General features: G+C 34.5%; 16 protein-coding genes. 11 read left to right on the top strand and 5 right to left on the bottom strand.

Translation table 11 applies throughout. From position 1 onward, the window contains the following. The first annotated feature begins 24 nt into the window (after window positions 1-24). The 10 genes from ACFPH8_RS11190 to ACFPH8_RS11145 all read left to right on the top strand — a co-directional run bounded on the left by ACFPH8_RS11190 (window position 25) and on the right by ACFPH8_RS11145 (window position 10,831). A complete protein-coding gene (locus ACFPH8_RS11190) occupies window positions 25-1,188 on the top strand; it encodes a TolC family protein (protein ID WP_376861224.1) in 1,164 nt (387 codons plus the stop codon). Window positions 1,189-1,259: 71 nt separating this feature from the next. After that, window positions 1,260-1,646: a DUF302 domain-containing protein gene (locus ACFPH8_RS11185; RefSeq protein WP_248398997.1), complete on the top strand. Its 387-nt coding sequence runs from the start codon at window positions 1,260-1,262 to the stop codon at window positions 1,644-1,646. 72 nt (window positions 1,647-1,718) lie between these two features. After that, the gene (locus ACFPH8_RS11180) at window positions 1,719-2,051 is read left to right on the top strand and encodes a transposase (protein WP_376860986.1); all 333 of its coding nucleotides are present in this window, start codon (window positions 1,719-1,721) and stop codon (window positions 2,049-2,051) included. A 30-nt stretch (window positions 2,052-2,081) separates the two neighbouring features. After that, on the top strand, window positions 2,082-2,306 hold the full coding sequence (locus ACFPH8_RS11175; RefSeq protein WP_376860984.1) for a hypothetical protein: 225 nt from the start codon (window positions 2,082-2,084) through the stop codon (window positions 2,304-2,306). Window positions 2,307-2,369: 63 nt separating this feature from the next. Further along, window positions 2,370-5,087 carry a heavy metal translocating P-type ATPase gene (locus ACFPH8_RS11170; RefSeq protein ID WP_376860982.1) on the top strand — a complete coding sequence of 906 codons (2,718 nt, stop codon included), beginning with the start codon at window positions 2,370-2,372 and terminating at the stop codon, window positions 5,085-5,087. A gap of 192 nt (window positions 5,088-5,279) precedes the next feature. Beyond that, window positions 5,280-5,768 carry a DUF305 domain-containing protein gene (locus ACFPH8_RS11165; RefSeq protein WP_376860980.1) on the top strand — a complete coding sequence of 163 codons (489 nt, stop codon included), beginning with the start codon at window positions 5,280-5,282 and terminating at the stop codon, window positions 5,766-5,768. A gap of 67 nt (window positions 5,769-5,835) precedes the next feature. Continuing rightward, window positions 5,836-7,593, top strand: a complete 1,758-nt coding sequence (locus tag ACFPH8_RS11160) for an efflux RND transporter periplasmic adaptor subunit (RefSeq protein WP_376860978.1) — start codon at window positions 5,836-5,838, stop codon at window positions 7,591-7,593. Between the two features lie 34 nt (window positions 7,594-7,627). Next, on the top strand, window positions 7,628-8,077 hold the full coding sequence (locus ACFPH8_RS11155; protein ID WP_376860976.1) for a heavy-metal-associated domain-containing protein: 450 nt from the start codon (window positions 7,628-7,630) through the stop codon (window positions 8,075-8,077). A gap of 244 nt (window positions 8,078-8,321) precedes the next feature. Beyond that, window positions 8,322-9,614, top strand: a complete 1,293-nt coding sequence (locus ACFPH8_RS11150) for an aminopeptidase P family protein (RefSeq protein ID WP_376860974.1) — start codon at window positions 8,322-8,324, stop codon at window positions 9,612-9,614. An 8-nt stretch (window positions 9,615-9,622) separates the two neighbouring features. Beyond that, complete coding sequence (locus tag ACFPH8_RS11145; protein WP_376860972.1) at window positions 9,623-10,831, top strand: M24 family metallopeptidase; 1,209 nt, start codon at window positions 9,623-9,625, stop codon at window positions 10,829-10,831. A gap of 115 nt (window positions 10,832-10,946) precedes the next feature. On the opposite strand, the gene ACFPH8_RS11140 is transcribed toward ACFPH8_RS11145, so the two are convergent. From ACFPH8_RS11140 to ACFPH8_RS11130, 3 genes are all read right to left on the bottom strand, one after another. Continuing rightward, a complete protein-coding gene (locus ACFPH8_RS11140) occupies window positions 10,947-12,305 on the bottom strand; it encodes a S28 family serine protease (RefSeq protein WP_376860970.1) in 1,359 nt (452 codons plus the stop codon). Between the two features lie 169 nt (window positions 12,306-12,474). Then, window positions 12,475-13,092 carry a response regulator gene (locus ACFPH8_RS11135; RefSeq protein ID WP_376860968.1) on the bottom strand — a complete coding sequence of 206 codons (618 nt, stop codon included), beginning with the start codon at window positions 13,090-13,092 and terminating at the stop codon, window positions 12,475-12,477. 11 nt (window positions 13,093-13,103) lie between these two features. After that, window positions 13,104-16,172: a ligand-binding sensor domain-containing protein gene (locus tag ACFPH8_RS11130; protein ID WP_376860966.1), complete on the bottom strand. Its 3,069-nt coding sequence runs from the start codon at window positions 16,170-16,172 to the stop codon at window positions 13,104-13,106. Between the two features lie 195 nt (window positions 16,173-16,367). Between ACFPH8_RS11130 and ACFPH8_RS11125 the strand changes: the two genes are divergently transcribed. Then, on the top strand, window positions 16,368-19,469 hold the full coding sequence (locus ACFPH8_RS11125) for a T9SS type A sorting domain-containing protein (protein WP_376860964.1): 3,102 nt from the start codon (window positions 16,368-16,370) through the stop codon (window positions 19,467-19,469). Between the two features lie 101 nt (window positions 19,470-19,570). Here ACFPH8_RS11125 and ACFPH8_RS11120 read toward each other — a convergent pair whose 3' ends face one another. Beyond that, complete coding sequence (locus ACFPH8_RS11120) at window positions 19,571-20,824, bottom strand: FAD-dependent oxidoreductase (protein ID WP_376860962.1); 1,254 nt, start codon at window positions 20,822-20,824, stop codon at window positions 19,571-19,573. 662 nt (window positions 20,825-21,486) lie between these two features. Beyond that, a complete protein-coding gene (locus tag ACFPH8_RS11115; RefSeq protein ID WP_376861222.1) occupies window positions 21,487-22,101 on the bottom strand; it encodes a lipocalin family protein in 615 nt (204 codons plus the stop codon). Between the last annotated feature and the right edge of the window lie 130 nt (window positions 22,102-22,231).

The raw sequence follows: 22,231 nt of genomic DNA, 5'->3' as shown, positions 1-22,231 counted from the left end.
TTTTCACTTTTCACTTTTCACTCTATGAGTGCTCAAGAGTTAAACACACTCATAAACGAAGCTCTAGAGAACAATCCCGAAATTCAAAAGGTTGATTTTCAATATCAAATTGCTTCCGAAAAAGTAAACGAAGTCAACAGTTTGCCAAACACCGAATTTAATTTGGGCGTTATGGCTGTGAAACCTGAAATGGAGATGCCTATGGAAAACTTTAGGGTATCCGTTATGCAAATGCTGCCTTGGTTTGGAACTATAACTGCACGAGAAAATTATGCAGCTTCTATGGCTGATGCGCAATATATAGACATCACCATAGCCAAACGGAAATTAGCATTGGCTGTGTCGCAATTCTATTATCAACTGTATGAAATAAGCGCCAAGCAAGACGTTCTTGATGCCAATATTAGCTTATTAAAAACCTATGAACAATTGGCATTGACTTCGGTAGAAGTCGGCAAAGCATCAGCCGTAGATGTCTTACGTTTACAGATTAGACAAAACGAATTACAACAAGAGAAAGAGGTGTTAATTCAACAACATACAGGTATTCAAGCTGCTCTGAATAGTTTACTGAATCGGGACTACGATGTTGAGGTGTCTGTGGTTTCAACCATGAAAATTCCGGAAAGCGACAATTTGTTTAGCTATGATAGTTTATCTATAAACCCAGAATTACTCAAGTATGACAAGTTGTATCAATCTGTGGAACAGTCCGAATTATTAAACCAAAAAGAACGTGGACCCATGATAGGTTTTGGTGTAGAATACATTAATCAAGAAAATAGCCCCATGATTACCAGTTCCTATAAAGATATGGTAATGCCCATGCTGACGGTTTCTATTCCCATTTTCAATAAAAAATACAGCTCACAAAGCAAGCAAAATGAATTACGGAAACAGGAAATACAATCTCAAAAGGCGGGACGCTTAAATATGCTAAAAGCGGAACTGTCGAAAGCCATTTCGCAGCGTAATCAGTCGCGAATTAAATTCGATACGCAGGAGAAAAATCTAAAACAAGCCAAAGATGCTGAAAGGATTTTAGTGAAAAGCTATGAAACAGGAACCATTGATTTTAATGATGTTTTGGATATTCAGGAATTACAATTAAAATTTCAAATGAATCAAATAGAGTCCATAAAAACTTATTACGTTCAAACGATACTTATAAATTATTTAACGAGTTAATTTTTCGTATTTTAAGATTGAACAGACCTGTTAGTTCTAAACTATATTATTAACATTAAAAACAGCACATTATGACGTATTATTTTAACAAAACAGTAAAAGGAAATTTTAACGACGCTATAGAAAACGTAACAGAAGCACTCAAAACGGAAGGCTTTGGCGTTTTAACGGAAATTGATATTAAAGCAACGCTTAAAAAGAAACTGGATGTCAATTTTAACGACTACAAAATTTTGGGAGCATGTCATCCAACGTATGCGCATAAAGCACTATTGGCAGAAAATAAGATTGGCACCATGTTACCTTGTAATGTTATTGTACAGAGGTTGGAATCTGGCGATATTGAAGTTTCCGCCGTAAATCCTATGGCTAGCATGCAAGCTGTAGAAAATGATGATTTAAAGGGGATTGCCGAAGAAATAACCAATAAATTGAAATCGGTTATTGATACGCTTTAATTAATAAACCAGACCTAAAAGACCTAACAGGTTTTTGAAACCTGTTAGGTCTAAATAATAACACAAATAAAAATGAAACATCAACCTTTTGAAGCAGAACATTTTTTCCATCTATACAATAGAGGGAATAATGATGAAAACATTTTTTTAGAACAAGAAAACTACAGCTATTTCTTGGTTTTAATGAAGAAGTATTTGCTTTCTGAAGCGGATGTTTACAGCTATTGCTTACTACCAAATCATTTTCATATTATTATAAAATTCAAAGAGGAATCGCAACAAGAAGTTGGTAAAAATAATAGTAAAATCAGTTTGCACCAACCTATTTCAAACATGATGAACGCTTATACTAAAGCCATTAACAAAAGGTATAATAGAAGAGGAAGCTTGTTTCAAGAACATTAAAAGCGAATAAAAATTACAGAAGAGAATTACTTGAGAAACCTTATTATATATGTAAATACAAATTCTACCCATCATCAAATAGAAGATTATAGAACATATAAACATTCATCTTATGATGCCTTGATAAGCGATCAAGAAACGTCTATAAAAAGAGATGAAGTAATAGAGCTATTTAGTGATGTGAATAATTTTAAGCATGTATTAAGTTCCAAAAAGTTGAATATTGAGACGTTGCAGGAATTAATTTTAGAATAAAAAAATATACCAGACCAGACCTAACAGGTTTCAAAAACCTGTTAGGTCTATAAAACAACAAAAATGAAACACACATATCACATACACGGCATGACTTGCAACGGTTGTCGTAGTCACGTTGAAGACATACTTTCTAAAGTAGAAGGTGTTTCTAATGCAACCGTCAATTTAGAAAAGGCAGAAGCTACGATTGAAATGGCATCGCATATTCCTATTGAAACCTTTCAAGAGGCTTTGAAAATGGATGGTGACACTTATACGATTCACATTCAGAACGATGACGAGATGAAACACACATATCACATACACGGCATGACTTGCAACGGCTGTCGCAACCACGTTGAAGACATACTTTCTAAAGTAGAAGGTGTTTCTAATGCAAGTGTCAATTTAGAAAAGAAAGAAGCTACCATTGAAATGGCATCGCATATTCCAATTGAAACCTTTCAGGATGCCTTAAAAAAAGATGGAGGAAATTACAGCATTCACAAGCAAGGCGAAAAACCAGTTCAAGATAAAAAAGTAAAAAAACCTAAAGGCATAGGCACTGGAACATTTTATTGCCCAATGCATTGTGAAGGCGATAAAACCTATGACAAAGCTGGCGATTGTCCGGTTTGTGGAATGGATTTGGTAGAAGAACAAAACCTTTCAACTTCTAATGCAGAACAATGGACTTGCCCAATGCATCCAGAAGTTATTAAAGATGAATCTGGTTCGTGTCCAATCTGCGGAATGGATTTAGTGCCTATGGAACCCGACTTATCTTCAGAAGAAAAAACTTATAAAAAACTCTTGAAGAAATTTTGGATAGCATCCCTATTCACCTTGCCAATTTTTATTATTGCCATGAGCGAAATGCTCACCAACAATCCATTATACAACCTTATGGATCAAGTCAACTGGAATTGGGTACAGTTTGCGCTATCCATTCCGGTTGTATTTTATGCTACTTGGATGTTTTTTGAACGTGCTTACCGAAGCATCAAAACGTGGAACCTCAATATGTTCACGCTTATTGGTATTGGAGCTGGTGTGGCATGGTTATTTAGTGTGTTTGGGATGTTCTTTCCTGACTTTTTTCCAGAGCAATTTTTATCAGAATCTGGCGCAGTTCATGTCTATTTTGAAGCTGCAACGGTTATTTTAACCTTGGTATTACTAGGGCAATTGTTAGAAGCACGTGCGCATAGTAAAACCAATTCAGCCGTAAAAGAATTGTTAAAACTGGCACCAAACAAAGCCACAAAAGTTGTAGATGGCGAAGATGTTGAGGTAAGTATTGATAAAATAGAATTAAACAATATTTTAAAAGTAAAACCAGGAGATAAAATTCCTGTAGATGGTTCCATAACCGAAGGTGAAACTACGGTTGACGAATCCATGATTTCTGGAGAACCAATTCCTGTTAACAAAACGGTTGGTGATAAAGTAAGTAGTGGTACCATAAATGGGAATCAAGTGTTCCTGATGAAAGCCGAAAAAGTTGGAAGCGACACCTTGCTTTCTCAAATTATCCACATGGTGAACGATGCGAGCAGAAGTCGCGCACCCATTCAAAATTTAGCCGATAAAGTGTCTGGTTATTTTGTGCCAGTTGTGGTTATCATTTCATTAATAACCTTCGTAGTTTGGGCCATTTGGGGACCAGAACCCGCTTATGTGTATGCCTTTGTGAATGCTATTGCGGTTTTAATTATTGCCTGTCCATGCGCATTAGGATTGGCAACACCTATGTCTGTTATGGTTGGTGTTGGGAAAGGCGCTCAAAATGGTGTGCTGATTAAAAATGCCGAAGCCCTCGAAAAAATGGACAAAGTAGATACTTTAATTGTAGATAAAACAGGAACCATTACCGAAGGCAAACCCACCGTGGAAAAAGTTGGTGCTTTTGGAAATGAATATTCCGAAGAAAAAGTCCTTCAATATATTGTGTCCTTAAATAGTAATTCTGAACATCCATTAGCTGAAGCAACCGTTAAATATGGAAAAGATAAGAATGCCGAATTATTGAAGTCTACTGATTTTAGTGCTGTAACAGGTAAAGGTGTTGAAGGAACCATAAACGGTAAAACCGTAGCATTAGGAAACCCTAAAATGATGGAACATGCAAATGCTGAAATTTCTTCGGAAATGGAAGACGAAGCAAAAAGCTATCAAAAACAGGGTAAAACCGTTTCTTATTTAGCCATTGGCGAAAATGTTGTTGGTTATGTCGTCATTGGCGATAAAATCAAAACCACAAGTGCCAAAGCCATTAAACAGCTTCAGGACAAAGGAATTGCGGTTATTATGTTAACAGGCGATAATCACAATACAGCACAAGCAGTTGCAACCGAACTTAATCTTGCCGATTTTAAAGCCAGCATGTTGCCCGAAGACAAATTAAAGGAAGTCGAAAAACTTCAAAAACAAGGTAAGGTGGTTGCCATGGCTGGTGATGGTATTAACGATGCCCCAGCATTAGCGAAAAGTGATGTTGGTATTGCTATGGGAACAGGAACTGATGTCGCCATTGAAAGCGCTATGATTACTTTGGTTAAAGGTGATTTGCACGGCATTGTAAAAGCCAAAAATTTAAGTCATGGTGTTATGAAAAACATCAAACAAAACTTGTTTTTTGCATTGGTCTACAACACACTAGGCGTTCCAGTTGCAGCAGGCGTTTTATTTCCGTTTTTCGGATTATTACTATCGCCAATGATTGCAGCACTGGCCATGAGCTTTAGTTCGGTTTCTGTTATTGGGAATGCCTTACGATTGCGAAGTGCAAAAATTTAATAATTAATGCAAAACGAATTAAAATGAAAACGATGAGTTCTCTAAAGTATAAATTTAGCGCGAAACCAAACCTAACAGGTTTTAATCCCGATAGCTATCGAGGACTGTTAGGTTTCAAAATTCCGATAACGATTATGGACTATTAAAGAACAACAAAAATTTAAACGACTATTAATTTAAAAACTTAAAATCATGAATACACAAGAAGATACAAGCAAAAACGGAATGAACAATTACACAAAATTCTTTCTAATGTTGGTTTGCTCATTTATAGCCATGTATATTACCATGTACTTAAACACTTATGAGTTTGACCATGTCTGGTTCAGTTTAACCAGATTTTATATGGTCTGTTTAGGCATTGCAGCCATGGCCTTAATTATGTTCTTCTTTATGAAGACTATGTATAAGGATAAAAAGAAAAATCTGGGAATAATCATTGGTAGCATCGTCCTTTTTCTTGGTGCTTTAGGTTTGGTACGTGACCAAAAATCAACCGTTGGCGATGTGTTATGGATGAAAGGTATGATTCCACATCATTCCATTGCGATTTTAACAAGTGAACGCGCAGATATCAAAGACCCAGAAGTCAAAAAGTTAGCAGAGGATATTATTGAAGCACAGCGAAAAGAAATTGAAGAAATGAAGGCAATGATTAAGCGTTTGGAAAATGAAAAATAATTACAATCCTAATCCAGACCTAACAGGTTTCAAAAACCTGTTAGGTCTTGGTCAAAAAGAATAAAGTATGAAAAAATATAGCATTTACATCGCAATTTTAGGAGTAGGATTACTTTTAGGTTGGTTAATTTTCGGTAATTCATCCAATACAAAGCGTGAACACAATCATAACCAAGTCGCGGAAACCAATCAAATGTGGACCTGTTCTATGCATCCACAAATTATGCAACCCGAACCTGGCGATTGTCCTATTTGTGGCATGGATTTAATTCCTGCAGAAGCTGGTGCAGATGGTTTGTTAGCCGATCAGTTCAAGCTCACCGAAAACGCCATGGCTTTGGCAAACATTCAAACCTCTATTGTTGGAAGTGGGCAAACAGAAGGTAATACCATCAAATTATCTGGAAAAATTGTGGAAAATGAAGAGGCAAATGCCGTACAAGTCAGTTATTTTTCAGGACGGTTAGAACGCTTGAACGTGAATTCTACAGGCGAAGAAGTTCGTAAGGGTCAGTTATTAGCAACTATTTACTCGCCAGAACTGTATGCCGCACAACAGGAACTCATTACAGCCTCGTCTTTAAAAGAGTCGCAACCTGCTTTATACAAAGCGGTTCGTAATAAATTGAAGTTATGGAAATTGTCTGAAAACCAAATCAATCAAATTGAAACATCGGGAAACGTACAAGAAAATTTTCCTGTGTATGCAACCGTTTCTGGTACGGTTTCAGACAAACTGGTTGAACAAGGCGACTATGTTAAACTAGGTCAGCCATTACTTAAAATAGCCAATCTCAATACGGTTTGGGCAAGTTTTGATGTGTATGAGAATCAAATTGATTTATTTAAAAAAGGTCAGGAGATTTCTATAACAACAAATGCTAATACCAATGAAGACATTAAGGCGAAAGTCGATTTTATAAACCCGATTTTAAATACCCAAACACGGACTGTAAAATTAAGAGCGGTTTTAAATAATAAAGAGAATATCTTTAAACCAGGTATGTTTGTTGAAGGGCAAATTAAGGGTGTTACTTCAACTAAAGATGAGGTTTTAACCATTCCAGCTTCAGCGGTTATGTGGACAGGTGAACGCTCTGTGGTATATTTAAAAACCGATCCTAATCAACCCATTTTTGAAATGCGTAACATTACTTTAGGTACTAAGATAGGTGATAACTACCAAGTTTTAGAAGGCCTATTTGCTGGAAACGAAATCGTAACCAACGGCACATTTACCATAGATGCCGCAGCACAATTACAAGGGAAAAAATCCATGATGAATAAAGCGTCAGGTCACGAAGCACATCAAAATATGGAAGAAACAGCTTCAATTGAAACTAAAGCGCCTTTCAATTTGAATGAAAGGGTCAACGTACCAAAAGCATTTCAAAATCAATTAAAAACCGTTTTTAATGACTATATCCAATTAAAAGATGCTTTAGTTGAAGATGATTCCAAAAAGGTACAAAGCAAATCAAAAGAACTTATAGAAAATACAGCTAAAGTGGATATGAAACTTCTAAAAAATAATGATGTTCATAACCATTGGATGGCTTTAGAAACCGACATAAAAGCGGCAGCCATAGCCATTTCCAAAACGACAGATATTAAAGTTCAAAGAACTAATTTTAAAAGCCTATCAAGGCAATTAACCAATGCTATTGAAGTCTTTGGTATTAATGAAAAAGTGTATCATCAATACTGTCCGATGGTAGATAATAATAAAGGCGCTTATTGGTTAAGTAAGGAAGAAACCGTTTTCAATCCGTATTTTGGAGACGCTATGCTTACTTGTGGCGACGTAAAACAGGTAATAGAATAAGTAAACACAATAATTAATAATTAAATTTTAAACTATGAATTTTTCAAACAAACACGTAATTTTAGGTGTAGCGCTATTAGCAGCTATAGGTTTCACAAGTTGTAAAAACGAAGCGAAACAAGAAACAGAAACAACAACCGAAGTATCACAAGAACTAGCTATGGCAGAGGTTTCTTTTGGTGTAAGAGGTAATTGTGGAATGTGTAAATCCACTATTGAAAAAGCCGCGAATGGTGTGGAAGGTGTGTCTAGCGCCAATTGGGACGTTGATAAAAAGAAAATCGATGTGACTTTTGATGATGAAAAAACAAACGAAATGGCCATTCATAACGCCATTGCAGCATCGGGTTACGATACGGAAAAAGCAACAGGTGATTTAGATGCTTACGAAAATTTACCAGGCTGTTGTAAATATGACCATGATATGGAAATGAACCAATCTGGTGACATGAAAGCGGAAGATCATACTAATCACGACGGTTAATTCTTAAATAATGAAAAAAGGCTGACTAAAACTTATATTTTAGTCAGCTTTTTTATATAAAAACCTACGCATATTTTCGTGAAAAGCTTAATTCACAGCAACGCATTACACGACTATAAAAGTTGGAGGTGAGCGCCTAATTTCAGTATCAATACCAGCGCAACGGATTGCTATTTTCAAATAAAAGGATTACTTTCGATTTTATCCATTTTACAGCTACGTTATATTTACACAAAATTTCAATATGAGATACGACTCCATTCCAAATACCTTATTCAAAAAAAACAGAACGAACTTTATTTCTAAAATGCAACCTAACACCATTGCTATTTTAACATCTAACGATGTAAAACATAACAATGCCGACGATGTTATGGGTTTTACGCAAAACAATGATTTATTTTATCTCTCTGGAATTGATCAAGAAGATACGATATTAGTGCTTTATCCGGATGCCTACAAAAAAGAAAATAAAGCCATTCTATTTATCAAGGAAACCAATGAACAGATAAAAGTTTGGGATGGTGAAAAACTCACCAAAGAACAAGCCATAGAAATTTCAGGAATTGAACGTGTTGAGTGGATTCATGATTTTGAAATGACCTTACAATACATGTCTTTTGAAGCCGATGGGTTTTATCTAGGACATAATGAACATTTAAAACGAGTTACCAAGGACCAAGAAACGCAACAAGACAGAATGATTAAATGGTGTAAAGAAAAATATCCTTTGCATGATTATTATCGCGCTGCAAAAATAACAAGAGCGTTACGCCCCATAAAACATGAAGAAGAAATTCTTCAAATTAAGAAGGCTGCAGCTATTAGCGTTGTTAGTTTTATGCGCGTTTTAAAAGCGTGCAAACCAGACATCAAGGAATACGAATTGGAAGCTGAATTATCCTATAATTTAATTCAATCGGGCGCAACCCGACATGCCTTTAAACCCATTGTGGCTTCAGGAAAAAATGCCTGTGCTTTGCATTATAATGCAAACGATGCCTTATGTAAATCTGGCGATATGATATTATTAGATTTTGGCGTGTGCTATGCCAATTATAATAGTGATACAACCCGTTGTTTTCCGGTAAACGGTAAGTTTTCAGCAAGACAAAAAGAGGTTTATTCGGCTGTTTTAAAGTGTTTAAAAGAAGGGAGTAAACTATTAAAGCCAGGTGTTTTACCTTCAGATTACGAAACTCAAATGGCGCGATTGGTGGAAACTGAATTGATAGCTTTAGGGTTATTAAACGTTGATGAGGTTGCAAATCAGGACCCAGAAAAACCCTTGTATAAAAAATATTTTATGCATGGTACGGCACACCATATTGGATTAGACGTGCATGATGTTGGGCTGTATTCACGACCTTTAGAAGCGGGAATGGTACTCACTTGCGAACCTGGGATTTATATTCCTGAAGAAGGTATTGGTTGCAGGTTAGAGAATGATTATCTCATTACAGAAAATGGAACTATAAATTTAACAGAAAAAATGCCAATCGAGATTAGTGATATTGAAGCATTAATGACCAAATAATAAATAAGATGATAGGAATAGGAGGATCAACAATAGAAGCAGAGTTAAACGCTATTAAACCAACAGCACATTTAATTAAGCCCATAGAAAAAGAAGAATTTCAACAGCGTATTGACAAGGCGTGTCAGTTAATGCAAGATCAAAATATACCAGCGATGTACTTGAATGCTGGGACCAATTTATTTTATTTTACAGGCATGAAATGGAGTGCTAGTGAGCGCATGGTAGGTGCTTTATTATTTCCAAATGGAACCCTTATTTATATAGCGCCTGAATTTGAAAAAGGAACCATATTAGATTTTATGTTGATTGACGGCACTATTGCATGTTGGATAGAGCATGAATCGCCTTACAAACTATTTGTAGACATCCTGAAAAATAATGGGGTAGAAGCAGGTAAAATTGCGATGGATGAATCCACACCCTTTTTTGTAATTGATGGCATTAAAAATGTGCAAAACGCTTATAATTTAATCAACGCAAAATCCATTACGGCTGGGTGTAGAATGGTAAAGTCTGAAACAGAAATTGCAATTATGCAACATGCTATGGATATTACGCTGGAGGTTCAAAAAGCGACAGCTCGAATTTTACGCGTGGGGATTTCGGCAAAAGAGGTTACAGATTTTATTCATGAAGCTCATAAAAAGCACGGCATTCCAACAGGTTCATATTTTTGTATCGTGTTGTTTGGTGTCGATTCCTCCTTTCCCCATGGCGTAAAAGCGCCTAAAGATTTAGCAGAAAATGACATGGTATTGATTGATACCGGTTGTATGCTTCATGATTATCTTTCAGATATTACCAGAACCTATGTTTTTGGAACTGCTAATGAGGAGCAAACCCGTATTTGGAATATTGAGAAAGAAACCCAATTAGCGGCTTTTAAAGCGTCTCAACTAGGGAATACCTGTGCAGATATTGATAAAGCAGCTCGCATTGCTTTAGAAAAACATGGTTTAGGCCCTGATTATAAATTACCGGGATTACCACATAGAACAGGTCATGGCATTGGTTTAGGCATTCACGAATGGCCATACATTGTTAAAAATGATCTCACGGTTTTAGAGCCAGGCATGACATTTAGTATCGAACCTATGATTTGTGTTCCAGATACTTTTGGAATCCGTCATGAAGACCATGTTTATATGACGAAATCGGGACCAAAATGGTTTACTCAACCTATACACAGCATAGACAACCCTTTTGGTTATTAATTTAATTGTTTAGTAATAAACCATTAGATTTCCATTTTATATACAAATAATCAAACTTCTAGTTCGCCTTCTTTTCGGGAGGCGGCATAGTTTGTATCCATCGCGAACGTGAAGGCTATTCAGCTAACCAATGATCTATAATGGTGTAAATTTCTTGTTTCGTTTCTGGCTTAAAGCTATTGATTCTTGTGGTATGACTTCCTTTAGGATTTATATATTTATAAACGGCTCTTTTTGAAGCGTCTTCAGTAAGCTCTACGGCCGTTGCACTCCAAGAATCGTATTCACCATAAATAAACAACATATCTTGGGCGGTGGTATCTAAAAAGGTTTTAATATCCTGCATCGGTTTTAAATTATATGTTTTGCTAATGCCTTCTGGAAATGCCCAATCGAATTTATAAATTTCTTCGGTGTTTAAATACGTTTTAAATGGTGCCGTTTCATATCCGTAAATGCCTTGTTCGGTTAGTGCCGCCCAAAAATAAGGTTGTAAACTAGCCACGGATTGTTCTTCAAAAAAGCCATAACCAACCACATCTATTAAATGCTTGTATAGTTCTTCCACTTTAACATCTCCAGATGGAATACTATCAACTGATGTTCCCCATTGCCAAAAGGCGAATGAATATTCTAAAATTGTGTAATCTATGGCGTTTTCAACCCCAAATTCCCAAGATAATCCTTTTTCTTGACCCACTTTTTTCATCATTTCTAACAGCGCCTGTCTATTTTCAAAACATAAATTTTGAAAGGCCTTAATTTTCTCACGATCGTCTTTAGTGCCAACACTTTTTAGAAATGAATATACTCTTGGATCTTCACGTTGGTAATTTAAAGGTCCCACATAACAGACACTGGCATCTACCGTATTTGGAAAATACGTTCTGTGTGCCATAGTCGTTTGGCAGCCTTTAGAGATTCCTGTCGTAACAAACTTCGCGTCGGGATAGAGCACATTTTTAATTTCATTAATAATAAAATTCTGATCTTTTGCCGCATTTTCAACGGTTAAAGTATTCCAGTCAATGTTTTCAGGACGTGAATCATTAAAATAGCGATGCTCTATAGTTAACTGATTGGCTTGATAATGATTGGCGAGTTCCCCAGCTTTTTCAGAACCAATACCATAACCGCGAAGCTCAACAATTACGGGTTTGTTAATATTTTCGAAACCTAAAAAAACACGTTGCTTAAAAGTGCCTTTGGTTAAATCATTATGATCTATGGGCTGTTGAAACCAAATTTCATAGTTTTCATCAAAATGATTAACGGCTTCTCTTTTTTCAATACGCACCACATTTTTCAGGCTTGCTAATTTCTCGAAGATTGATGTTTCAATAGTCGATTCATTCGCCGTTTGCATTGTTTTACAACTCACGAATACTAGTGCAGTAGCTACTATAATAAAGGCTTTGGTCACTTTCATCGTTGTAGTATTTAGGCTTGTTTTATGTTTTTTGAATTGGGTCATTGCTATAAATTTCAGGTTCTAAATATACTCATATTATAAGCAAACATGCCTTCCATTCTTAATTTCAGCAGGACTTTAACAATTTAAAAAAAACCTGTTGATTTCATCTGACGAAATCCTACAATAAAGTTATAATGCTTTATTAGTTAAATTCTTCGTGGGTTCGGAATTAATCACTCAACACATACAACCTAGAGGTTAATGCAAAATTAATTAACTCGCCAATGGTTACCAGGTTCAGTTTTTTTCTGATGTTTTGTTTGTGTTTTTCAACGGTTAGCACCGAAATATTTAGGGTAGCGGCTATTTCTTTACTTAATTTCCCCGAGGCTAGGACGACCAAAATTTCCTTTTCACGCTTGGTTAGTGTTTTTACTAAGGCGGCATTTTCGTCTGATGGTTCTAAATTATCTTGGTGTTTTTTAAAATTCAATAATGCCAAATTGATGGTTAATTTAAGCTGATTCAGGTTAAACGGTTTTAAGATATACGCAAAGGGCATCGTTTTTTTAGCGCGTTCTACAATGTCTGCATCGGAATAGGCGGTTAAATATACCACAGGAATGACCTTAACTTCACTAAATTTTTCGATAATAGCAATACCATCCATATCAGTTTTTAAATTAATATCTGAAATGACTAAATCATAGTCATTCTTTAAAAATAATGCCATAGCCGTTTCATAATTCCTTGCTGCATCTAATCTTGCGAATTGGTTTTTTTGAAGAGACACTTGCAAATCTTTGGTAATTATCAATTCGTCCTCAATAAGTAGTATCTGTAACATATATTTTTGTATTAATTATTTTCATTTTCAAGTGGAATGGTTATCGTATTAACCGTTCCGTCATGACTTGCAATTTCCAATGTTCCGTTCATTTGTGAAACCATATCTCGAACCAGCTCCAAACCCAGAGCGTTTGTTAATACCTCATTTTCAGAATAGCCCTTTCCGTTATCTTTAATTAATAACGTGAGTTGGTTATTTTCTTTTGAACAGGATATGATTACTACATTAGCCTCATTTAAATCAGTAAAAGCATGTTTGGAGATGTTGGTTAATAATTCATTTAATATCAACCCGAAGACTGTTGTATTCAAATTGTTTACTTGAAAATTTTCTATTTGATAGATTACTTTAAATTTCAGCTCATGCGATTCGCCTAGCGCTTGTAAGATGCTATTGCACAAATTGGTGATAAATGTTTTAATGTTAACATGTTTGGAATCTATTTTTAAAGCATCTTCCACATAAGCAATGGCTAAAATTCTATTTTTGGCCACTTTTAAAGCATCATAAGCAATAATATTATTTATATGTTCAGATTGAATGTTTAATAAGCTAGATACAATTTGCAAATTGTTTTTTACGCGATGCTGCAATTCTCGCATCAGGAATTTGATGTTTTCCTTTTGCATTACGGAAACGTCATAAGCGGTATTGAGTTGGTCATTTTTTCCTTGTACTTCTTTAGTACGCTCTGTTATCAAGCTTTCTAATTCACGTTTTTCCACTTTTAAGCGATAGGTTTTGTAATAATAAAAACCGAAACCACTGGCTATCAGGAGTAGTATAAATAGTATTCTAAAAAGATTGGTTTGATACCATGGTGGAATTATAATGAGCTGCATGGTATCTTCATGAGGACTCCAAACGCCATTGGAGTTGGTGGCCTTCACTTTAAACGTATAAGAGCCTGGATTTAGGTTGGTATAGGTAATATTTTTATCTTTTGTGATGGGACGCCAAGATTCATCAAAACCTTCCATATAATAGGCATAATCTACTTTGTCTGAATTTAAGTAATTAACTGATACATAATTAAAAGTTAATACATTCTCATCACTATTAAATTCTAGTTTGTTAGAAAACAGTTCGTTTCTATTTATTTTTTTATTAAACAATTCAACAGACTCAATATGTGCTTTTGGAAGGTGTGGACTTATTTTTATGCTATTAGGTTGAAATATATTGATACCATCAATACCACCAAAATAAAATGTACCATCGGCATCTTTAAATCCTGCTTTTCCATTGAATTCATTATTCTGCAAGCCATCATTTTGTGTGTAATTGGTGAATGTATCGTTTTCTACATTTAACACAGAGATGCCGTAATTGGTACTGACCCAAATATGATCTTTATCATCCACCAAAACAGTGTAAATAAAATCGTTAGGAAGGCCTTTCTGCTTGTAGTAAATGGTTGTTTTTTGTGTGTTTACATCTAATTTTGTTAAGCCTACGCTGGTGCCGAACCACATATTGCCTTTAGAATCTTCGGCGATTCCAAAAATACGATTACTACTCATATTTTTGGGATTTTCTGATGTTGAGGTAAAGGTCTGTACGTCTCCTTTTTCATGGAGCATAAAAACGCCTTCATCTGTTCCTAACCACAAATTAGCTTTAGAATCTACAAAGGACGTACGTGCTCGGTTTAAAGGTTTTCCATTAACCAAAAACTCGGTAAACCTATTGGTTATTATATTGTAGGTATAAAGACCACCAGACCACGTAGCAACTAACAATTCGGTTTTGGAGCGTGGTGTGATTTGAATGACATCTCTATCCGAGATATTATTTTCTGAGCTCTTTATTTCTATAAATTTATCGGTTTTAGGATTGTATTTTAAAAGACCTGTTGTAAAGCCTCCAGCCCAAATAATGCCATTGTGGTCTTCGGTTATGGTATATATTAATTCGCTTTTATGGTTTGGATATTGTTGGAATTTTTCAGTTTTAAAATCATATTTAATTAAGCCTATGGTGCTACCAATAAATAAGGTAGCGTCTTGGTACGGCAGAAATTGAAAGGTGCTAATCTTTTTAGATGCAGAATAACCTGGAACTTTTAATTTGAGTGTTTTAAATTTTTCGCGATAGGCGTTATAATGCAATAAGCCTTCACCATCCGTTGCAAACCACAGATTACCAGCACCATCACCTTGTATATCATTTATTTCTATGGGTGTGAAACTGCTATTGTTTTGTCCAATAAATATCTGTTTAGTTAATTGATTGAACTGCATATTGTAGGCATAAGAACCTGTGTCGGCACCAATTAAAATACGGCCAGGATTTCCCAAATAGAAACAATTAACACCGTCATTTTCAAAAATTGTGGTTACTTGATTAGTTTTTAAATTTAAACTATAAAATCCCTCATCTGTTCCAATATACATGTAGTTTTCTTCCCAATAAATAGCATTATGAGAAGTGTTATCTAACATTCTGTAGTTATTAATATTGCCCGTTTTAATGTTAAAATTCAAAAGCCCAGAAGCTGTGGTTGCCAATATGTAATTTTCGGTATCTAACGGATAGACGTCTTGAACGTAATTTTCAAGATTTCCTTTAGGTAATGGAATTGTTTTTTGTGTTTTAGTATGCCTATTGAATAGTATGAATGCATTTCGCAAGGCGAATAACAAGGACGATTTTCCAGGCGGTAGTATTTTATAGGACGTATTGGTATGGGGAAGTTCTGAATTTTTGGAAGGATTGATAAATGTGTCTGTTGCCAATTTTAATCCGAAAACACCTTTAGAATTAGAGGCTATAAACAGCGTGTCATTTACGATATGCAAATCCCTAGCATGATCTTCAGGTATACTCAAGGAATCTAAAGGATTGTTGATATAGACTTTAAAATTCTTACTGTTGTAACGATGTAAACCATCTTCTGTAGCCAACCACAGATAATCTAAATTATCTTTAGCTATCGCTTTTACATTGAGTTGCATTAATCCGTCTTCTTGACCTATTTGCCTAACTTTTAGGGTGTCTACTGTAAAGTTAATTTGCCCTAGGGCAGAACTAGTTACAAGAAAAAATATTATAAAGCGGAAAATTTTTTGAAACAATAGGCGGAAATTTTTATAGAGTTGGGTATTTATAGCACATAAATATATGAAAAAAAATACCAATAATTAGGTATTTTCTTACGTACTATTGAAACATATCTTTGTATTCCAAACTGTTTAACCTATTTATTGACCTTATTGATTCATTTAATAGGATAGATAGTTCAAATTTATTTTTAACTAAATCTATTAATTATGAAAACAAATTTACTTGTATTATTTGCAGTTTCCAGTATGTGGATGCATGGGCAAACAACTCCCATTCCAGATCCTAATTTTGAGCAAGCGCTTATAACTCTTGGTTATGACACCAATGGTTTAAATGGCAACATTTTAAATAGTGATGCCGAACTCGCTACCACCTTATATGTTAATAACAGTAATATTTCATCTTTAGAAGGTGTTGAAGCCTTCATTAATGTTACCGATTTACGATTTTCAGATAATTCTGTAACAACAGTTGATTTGAGCAGTAATGCGGCTTTAAATATATTGGTATCGCAAAATAATCCGTTAGTTGCTCTAGATTTATCTCAAAACTTTAATTTAACATTGCTGTTTTCTGATAATACGGATATTGCCACGATTACGTTTTCAAATCCAAGTGCTCTTGTTTCCCTTAATTTGGCAAATGCACCGGCATCATTTTTAGATTTATCTAATATGCCTAATTTAGAAAGTATAGATATTACAAATTCCAATGTATCCAATGTTAATGTGTCTAGCAATCCGCAATTAGATGCATTGTATATGGCTGGAACAAATTCTTCGAATTTAGATTTATCTCAAAATCCTGATTTACAAGTATTGAGTCTATATGATAATAATTTTTCAGCTATAGATTTTTCTAATAATCCAGCCATAACAACTTTATATTTGGGTTTAAATAGGTTCACAACTTTTAGTACTTCAGATTTACCAAACTTGGTTGAATTTGCAATACAAAATCAGCAACCAGGTTTTAAGTTAACGTCTATTGATGTTTCTGGTTCACCCGTATTAACGACTTTGTATGTAGAAGAAAATGAATTGACTTCAATTGATTTAAGCGCCAATGCGCAATTAGACTTGTTAAATATTGGATTAAACACTTTTACAGCTTTAGATGTTTCTAATAATTCAGTTCTACGCATTTTAAATGCCTATGTTAATAATTTGGAAACTGTGGATTTAAGTGGGAATCCTGCCTTAACCGTTGTAAATGTTAGTGATAATGATTTAATAGCTTTAAATTTAGCCAACGGTAACAATGCTGCAATAAACACGTTTTTCTCTGGAAATAATCCTAGTTTATCTTGTATTCAAGTGGATGATCTGCAGGTAGCTTATAATAAACAAGCCAGTGAATTATGGTTTAAAGATGATGTGGTTTTGTATGAAACCGATTGTAATAACCCAGGCGTTTTAACGATTTCCGTTCCAGATGATAATTTGGAGCAAGCGCTTATAGATTATGGTATTGACAGATCAGGAATTCTAGATGATACCATCACGCTTTCAGAAGCCTTAAATACTACTTTTTTAGATTTGAATGGACGTGGAATTAATGATGCTACAGGTTTACAATCTTTTAAGCACCTAACAGGGTTAAATATTGCTGTAAATAATTTATCATCTATGGATGTAAGTGCTATGAGCCGTTTGGTATATTTAGATGTATATGATAATAATTTAAGCAGTTTAAACGTAGACAACAACCCGGAAGTGTCAGAGCTTTACTTGGGACTAAACAACATATCTAGCATTGATGTGAGCCAACTTAATTTACGAGACTTTTTTATCCATGAAAATCCTATTGCATCAGTAGATTTGGCAAATAGCACAAATTTGGAACGTTTTTATGCCTACGATTGTGAGTTGGTTTCTGTTGATGTTAGCAATAGTCCTAATTTAGAAGTATTAAGTTTAGATAGAAATAATTTATCTGATTTAAACTTGGCTAATGGAAATAACGCTATTTTAAATGAATTTTTTGTATTCGATAATTCAAACTTATTTTGCATACAAGTAGATAATGTAGAACAAGCTTATTTGAAACGCGCTGATGGTGTTTGGGGTAAAAACGACCAAGCATTATACCAAACAGATTGTGCTAATCCATCAACAGACCTAACGTTTGTGCCAGATGATAATTTTGAACAAGCATTGATAGATTTTGGAATTGACCGTTCAGGCGTTATGGATAATTACATCACAAAATCCGAGGCACTAAATGTTGGCTTTATGGATTTAAGTAATCGTGGTATTTTTGATCCTAATGGATTGCAAGCGTTTAAATACTTAACAGGTCTAAATCTTGCTAACAACAATCTATCTACTATTAATATAAGCACATTAACAGCTTTAGATTATATAGATGTTTATAACAACAATTTAAACAGTTTGGACATTAGTAATAATCCAAACCTGCAACGTCTTTTTTTTGCCGAAAATAACTTAACAAGTATTGATGTTGGTGCTCTTAACTTGATAGAACTGTCTATGGATAATAATAACATTGCGTCTTTAGATTTATCCAATAGTACAGATTTGGAACGTTTTTATGCTTATAATAATAATTTGAATGCCATTGATTTTAGCAACAACCCAAATCTTGAAGTGGTGATGCTAAATGAAAATGCCAACATAGGCACAATAAATTTATCGTCACAAACGGAACTTATTGAATTTTCAGCAGGAGGTACTGGAATCTCCACTATTGATGTTTCTGCAAATCCTAATTTAACCGATTTAAACTTGTATAGCAACGCATTTACAACAATTGATGTATCCAACAACTTAAATTTAGTACGTTTAGATTTAAATAATAATGACGTAACTGGGTTGGTAGATTTAAGCAATCATCCAACATTGGAAATTGTTCTTTTTGAAGGTAATAACTTGTTAGAACTAGATTTGAAAAATGGAAATACCAATGCTATAATTGAATACGATACACGAAATAACCCAAGTTTAAACTGTGTACAAGTAGATGATGTAGCATTTGCCAACGCTAATTTCTTGCAACGAGATGGTTTTACAGGATTTAATACGGATTGTAACTTTACGCTTTCTATTGAGGATGTGTTTTTGGAAAATACTTTTAGTCTGTATCCCAACCCTGTACAATCAGAATTGCATATTTCTACAACAGAAACTATTGAAGCTCTTGTAATTGTTGATCTTACAGGTAAGGTTATTAAGAATGTTTCTGGTGATGTTAAAACGATTGATGTTTCAGATTTATCAACAGGAATGTATATCGTAAAAATTCAGACCAATGCCAATAGCTTTTCTCAAAAAGTGATTAAGAATTAAATGGCATCCTAAAAATTTAAAAGAAGCTATTAGTCAGTCCTTTGCAAAATCATTCATGATGGCGCAAAGGACTTCTTTTTCTTATAAAATTCAGATAAATTTTAAGCGTGTTTTTCAGAAATAGCTTCAATGACTCCCAAAGCTGCACTTTCGCCTGAAAGCATCGCTGCATTTAACGATCCGTTTAAATGAACGTCTCCAGCCAGATAGATATGCTGTGAGTATTGCGTTTCGGAAGGATTCAAATTATAGCTTAAATTAGTCAATTTTGGCAACGCTTTTGAAATAGCGTAGTGCTTTATAAACCGAAAGGAATTTTGGGTGTCATAAGCTTTTAATTCGTTTACAACTTGTTCTGTTAATGCTTCAGGTGTTAACTGGTGATCCTTGACTACAGTGACTGATAACAATTCTTTACCGCCTGTTATGTTTGTTTCTAGACTTGAGTGGTAAAATATGTTATTAATCAGCGCATTTTTATCTGCCATTAAACCAATGAGTGGTTTTTTTATATTTCTGCTAGTCGTTTCAAAATATAGGGTGTCACAGGATTTCCATTCGGTTTCTCCTTTTGTAGTGTTTTCCAAAAGTCGACTTGGCTCTGTTGTAATTATGGTATAATCGCTTTCTAAATGTGTGCCATTTTCAAGGATTATTTGATGATTTGCAACAGATTTTACGGCTGTATTAAATTGAAAGCTCGTCTGTTTTAAATTCGCTTTTAGCTGTTTTGGAATGGCTTCAATACCTGCTTTTGGCAATGCGGCAAATCCTTCGCCAAACATTTTATAAACAAACTCAAACATTCTGCTGGAGGTTTCTAGTTCCGGTTCTAGGAAAATGCCAGCAAAGAAAGGTTTAAAGAATTTAGTTATCATGCTATCTGAAAATCCAAAATCCACTAAATACTGATAGGTTGTTTTTTCAGGTTTTTCAAAAATGGTGGAAAGTGTTGTTTTTTTTAGGGTGGTATTCAATTTAAGAATATTCAATTTATCTAAAAACGTACCAATACCTGAAAATAAGGTAGGAAAGAGTAATGATAAATCACGTAAAGGATCGCCTAACAAATTCTGTTTACCTTGATTAAAAATAGCAGCACCTGGCATAAAATTCTGCAAGGTTAAGGCATCAAAATCTAAATATTTTTGAGCAGCAGGATAGGCGGTAAGGAGTACTTGAAAGCCCTGGTTTAACTGGTAATTTTCAACTATATCGGTTTTAACGCGTCCGCCAACACGATCTGTTGCTTCTAACATAATTGGACTATAGCCTTCATTTTCTAAAACTTTGGCTGCTATAAGTCCGCTAACACCAGCACCAATAATGTGTATTTTATAATTTTCCTGTTTCATTTTTGAACGCTTGAGGATTTATTTAATATGGTTTCACTTTTAGATTGCAATTAGAACAACGAATATAATACTAATAAAGGTTTCCGTAAAGAAGAAAAGACTTTCAAAACAGTCTAATTTAAAAAAACAGAACCCATATTTTAAGAAGCTTTAGAGTTTTGGAATTTGAAGATTTAATAATATATAAGAGTTTATCGTATCCAATACCTAATTGTATTTTAGTCTTCATAATTTAATTATACTTTTGACCAAAACTGCCTCCAATTGTTTGAACAAGTAGAAGGCAGTTAATTTAAAAACTCAAAAAAATTATAGGTGCTTACATGTTTTTAATAATCTATTTTGCTAGTTCTGAAGTTTTAGCAATCATGGCATTCGTATCCAAAGGATTGTACTCTATAGGTGAAACAGATAGTGATACATAAAAAAATAACCTTTGGAAGCTACACCTAGTTGGCCACCACCCAATTTGCTCCATGACGATTTATCTCCTAAATTAGAAACATTATGAAAACCATGTTTTTTATACACGTTTTCATTTTGAGATTCACAAACCTGAATGATTGCAGCATGGTTTCTATGATCTCCTCATGCAAAATTTAGCGTAATGGAAAAAAATGGCCATTCCAAATCTGTTTTTGAAACGGCCGGATTTTTTATTGTTACTTAATAAAAGTTGCTATAGTTCCACTTATGTTTAATACCAACTCTGTTGGTGAAATAGATTGGATATCCCAAAACTGAGTATAACCATTGGCAGTTATCTCAATTTGAAATCTATCGATAACTTGGTAGGTGCCATTTTCACTCGTCATTAACACGCAATTGTCGTTTGTATCTTCGTCATAGTTGGTTATTTGAAAGAATAAGTCATTTGTAAAATTGATAAATGAATTTTTTTTACATTCTGTTACTGGCGGTGCTCCAGCCTGACTCTCAAAATACCACTTTCCTAATATGGCTTCACCAGTAGTTAGCTCTCTGGTTGTAAACGCATCTATATTACTTTGGGTGGTGTTTCCATTAGCATCTTTTGCTACAACCATCCAATAATATGTGGTTTCTGCTTGTAAATCTGTTTGCGTGTTAAAAGACGTTACATTTAAGTTATTTGCAATAGCCATTTGGGGTGGATTTTGAGTATCTAAAAAAACTTGGTAAGAAACAACATCGCCCTCTGGATCTGATGCAGTTTCCCAGGATAACTGAAGTTGCAAATCAGCATCATTAGCTACGTCAATAACATTAAAATTGTTGGGTGCTTGATTTGTTTGTATACTATCATCATCGCTACTACAGTTTGTAAAAGCGAGGCTCGATACTAGTACTAAAAATAAGATTTTGAAATTTACTTGTGTGTTTTATATAATTATAAAAATTTTAATTTTTGAGTTTTGTGATTATCCT

Origin of the sequence: Bizionia hallyeonensis, from assembly GCF_042657385.1 — a bacterium.
Taxonomy (GTDB): domain Bacteria; phylum Bacteroidota; class Bacteroidia; order Flavobacteriales; family Flavobacteriaceae; genus Algorimicrobium; species Algorimicrobium hallyeonense.
This window is presented reverse-complemented; position numbering and strand designations above follow the sequence as displayed.

Coding starts and splice junctions, on each gene's coding strand:
- ACFPH8_RS11190 (WP_376861224.1), top strand. CDS start 25: ATGAGTGCTCAAGAGTTAAACACACTCATAAACGAAGCTCTAGAGAAC.
- ACFPH8_RS11185 (WP_248398997.1), top strand. CDS start 1,260: ATGACGTATTATTTTAACAAAACAGTAAAAGGAAATTTTAACGACGCT.
- ACFPH8_RS11180 (WP_376860986.1), top strand. CDS start 1,719: ATGAAACATCAACCTTTTGAAGCAGAACATTTTTTCCATCTATACAAT.
- ACFPH8_RS11170 (WP_376860982.1), top strand. CDS start 2,370: ATGAAACACACATATCACATACACGGCATGACTTGCAACGGTTGTCGT.
- ACFPH8_RS11165 (WP_376860980.1), top strand. CDS start 5,280: ATGAATACACAAGAAGATACAAGCAAAAACGGAATGAACAATTACACA.
- ACFPH8_RS11160 (WP_376860978.1), top strand. CDS start 5,836: ATGAAAAAATATAGCATTTACATCGCAATTTTAGGAGTAGGATTACTT.
- ACFPH8_RS11155 (WP_376860976.1), top strand. CDS start 7,628: ATGAATTTTTCAAACAAACACGTAATTTTAGGTGTAGCGCTATTAGCA.
- ACFPH8_RS11150 (WP_376860974.1), top strand. CDS start 8,322: ATGAGATACGACTCCATTCCAAATACCTTATTCAAAAAAAACAGAACG.
- ACFPH8_RS11145 (WP_376860972.1), top strand. CDS start 9,623: ATGATAGGAATAGGAGGATCAACAATAGAAGCAGAGTTAAACGCTATT.
- ACFPH8_RS11140 (WP_376860970.1), bottom strand. CDS start 12,305: ATGACCCAATTCAAAAAACATAAAACAAGCCTAAATACTACAACGATG.
- ACFPH8_RS11135 (WP_376860968.1), bottom strand. CDS start 13,092: ATGTTACAGATACTACTTATTGAGGACGAATTGATAATTACCAAAGAT.
- ACFPH8_RS11125 (WP_376860964.1), top strand. CDS start 16,368: ATGAAAACAAATTTACTTGTATTATTTGCAGTTTCCAGTATGTGGATG.
- ACFPH8_RS11120 (WP_376860962.1), bottom strand. CDS start 20,824: ATGAAACAGGAAAATTATAAAATACACATTATTGGTGCTGGTGTTAGC.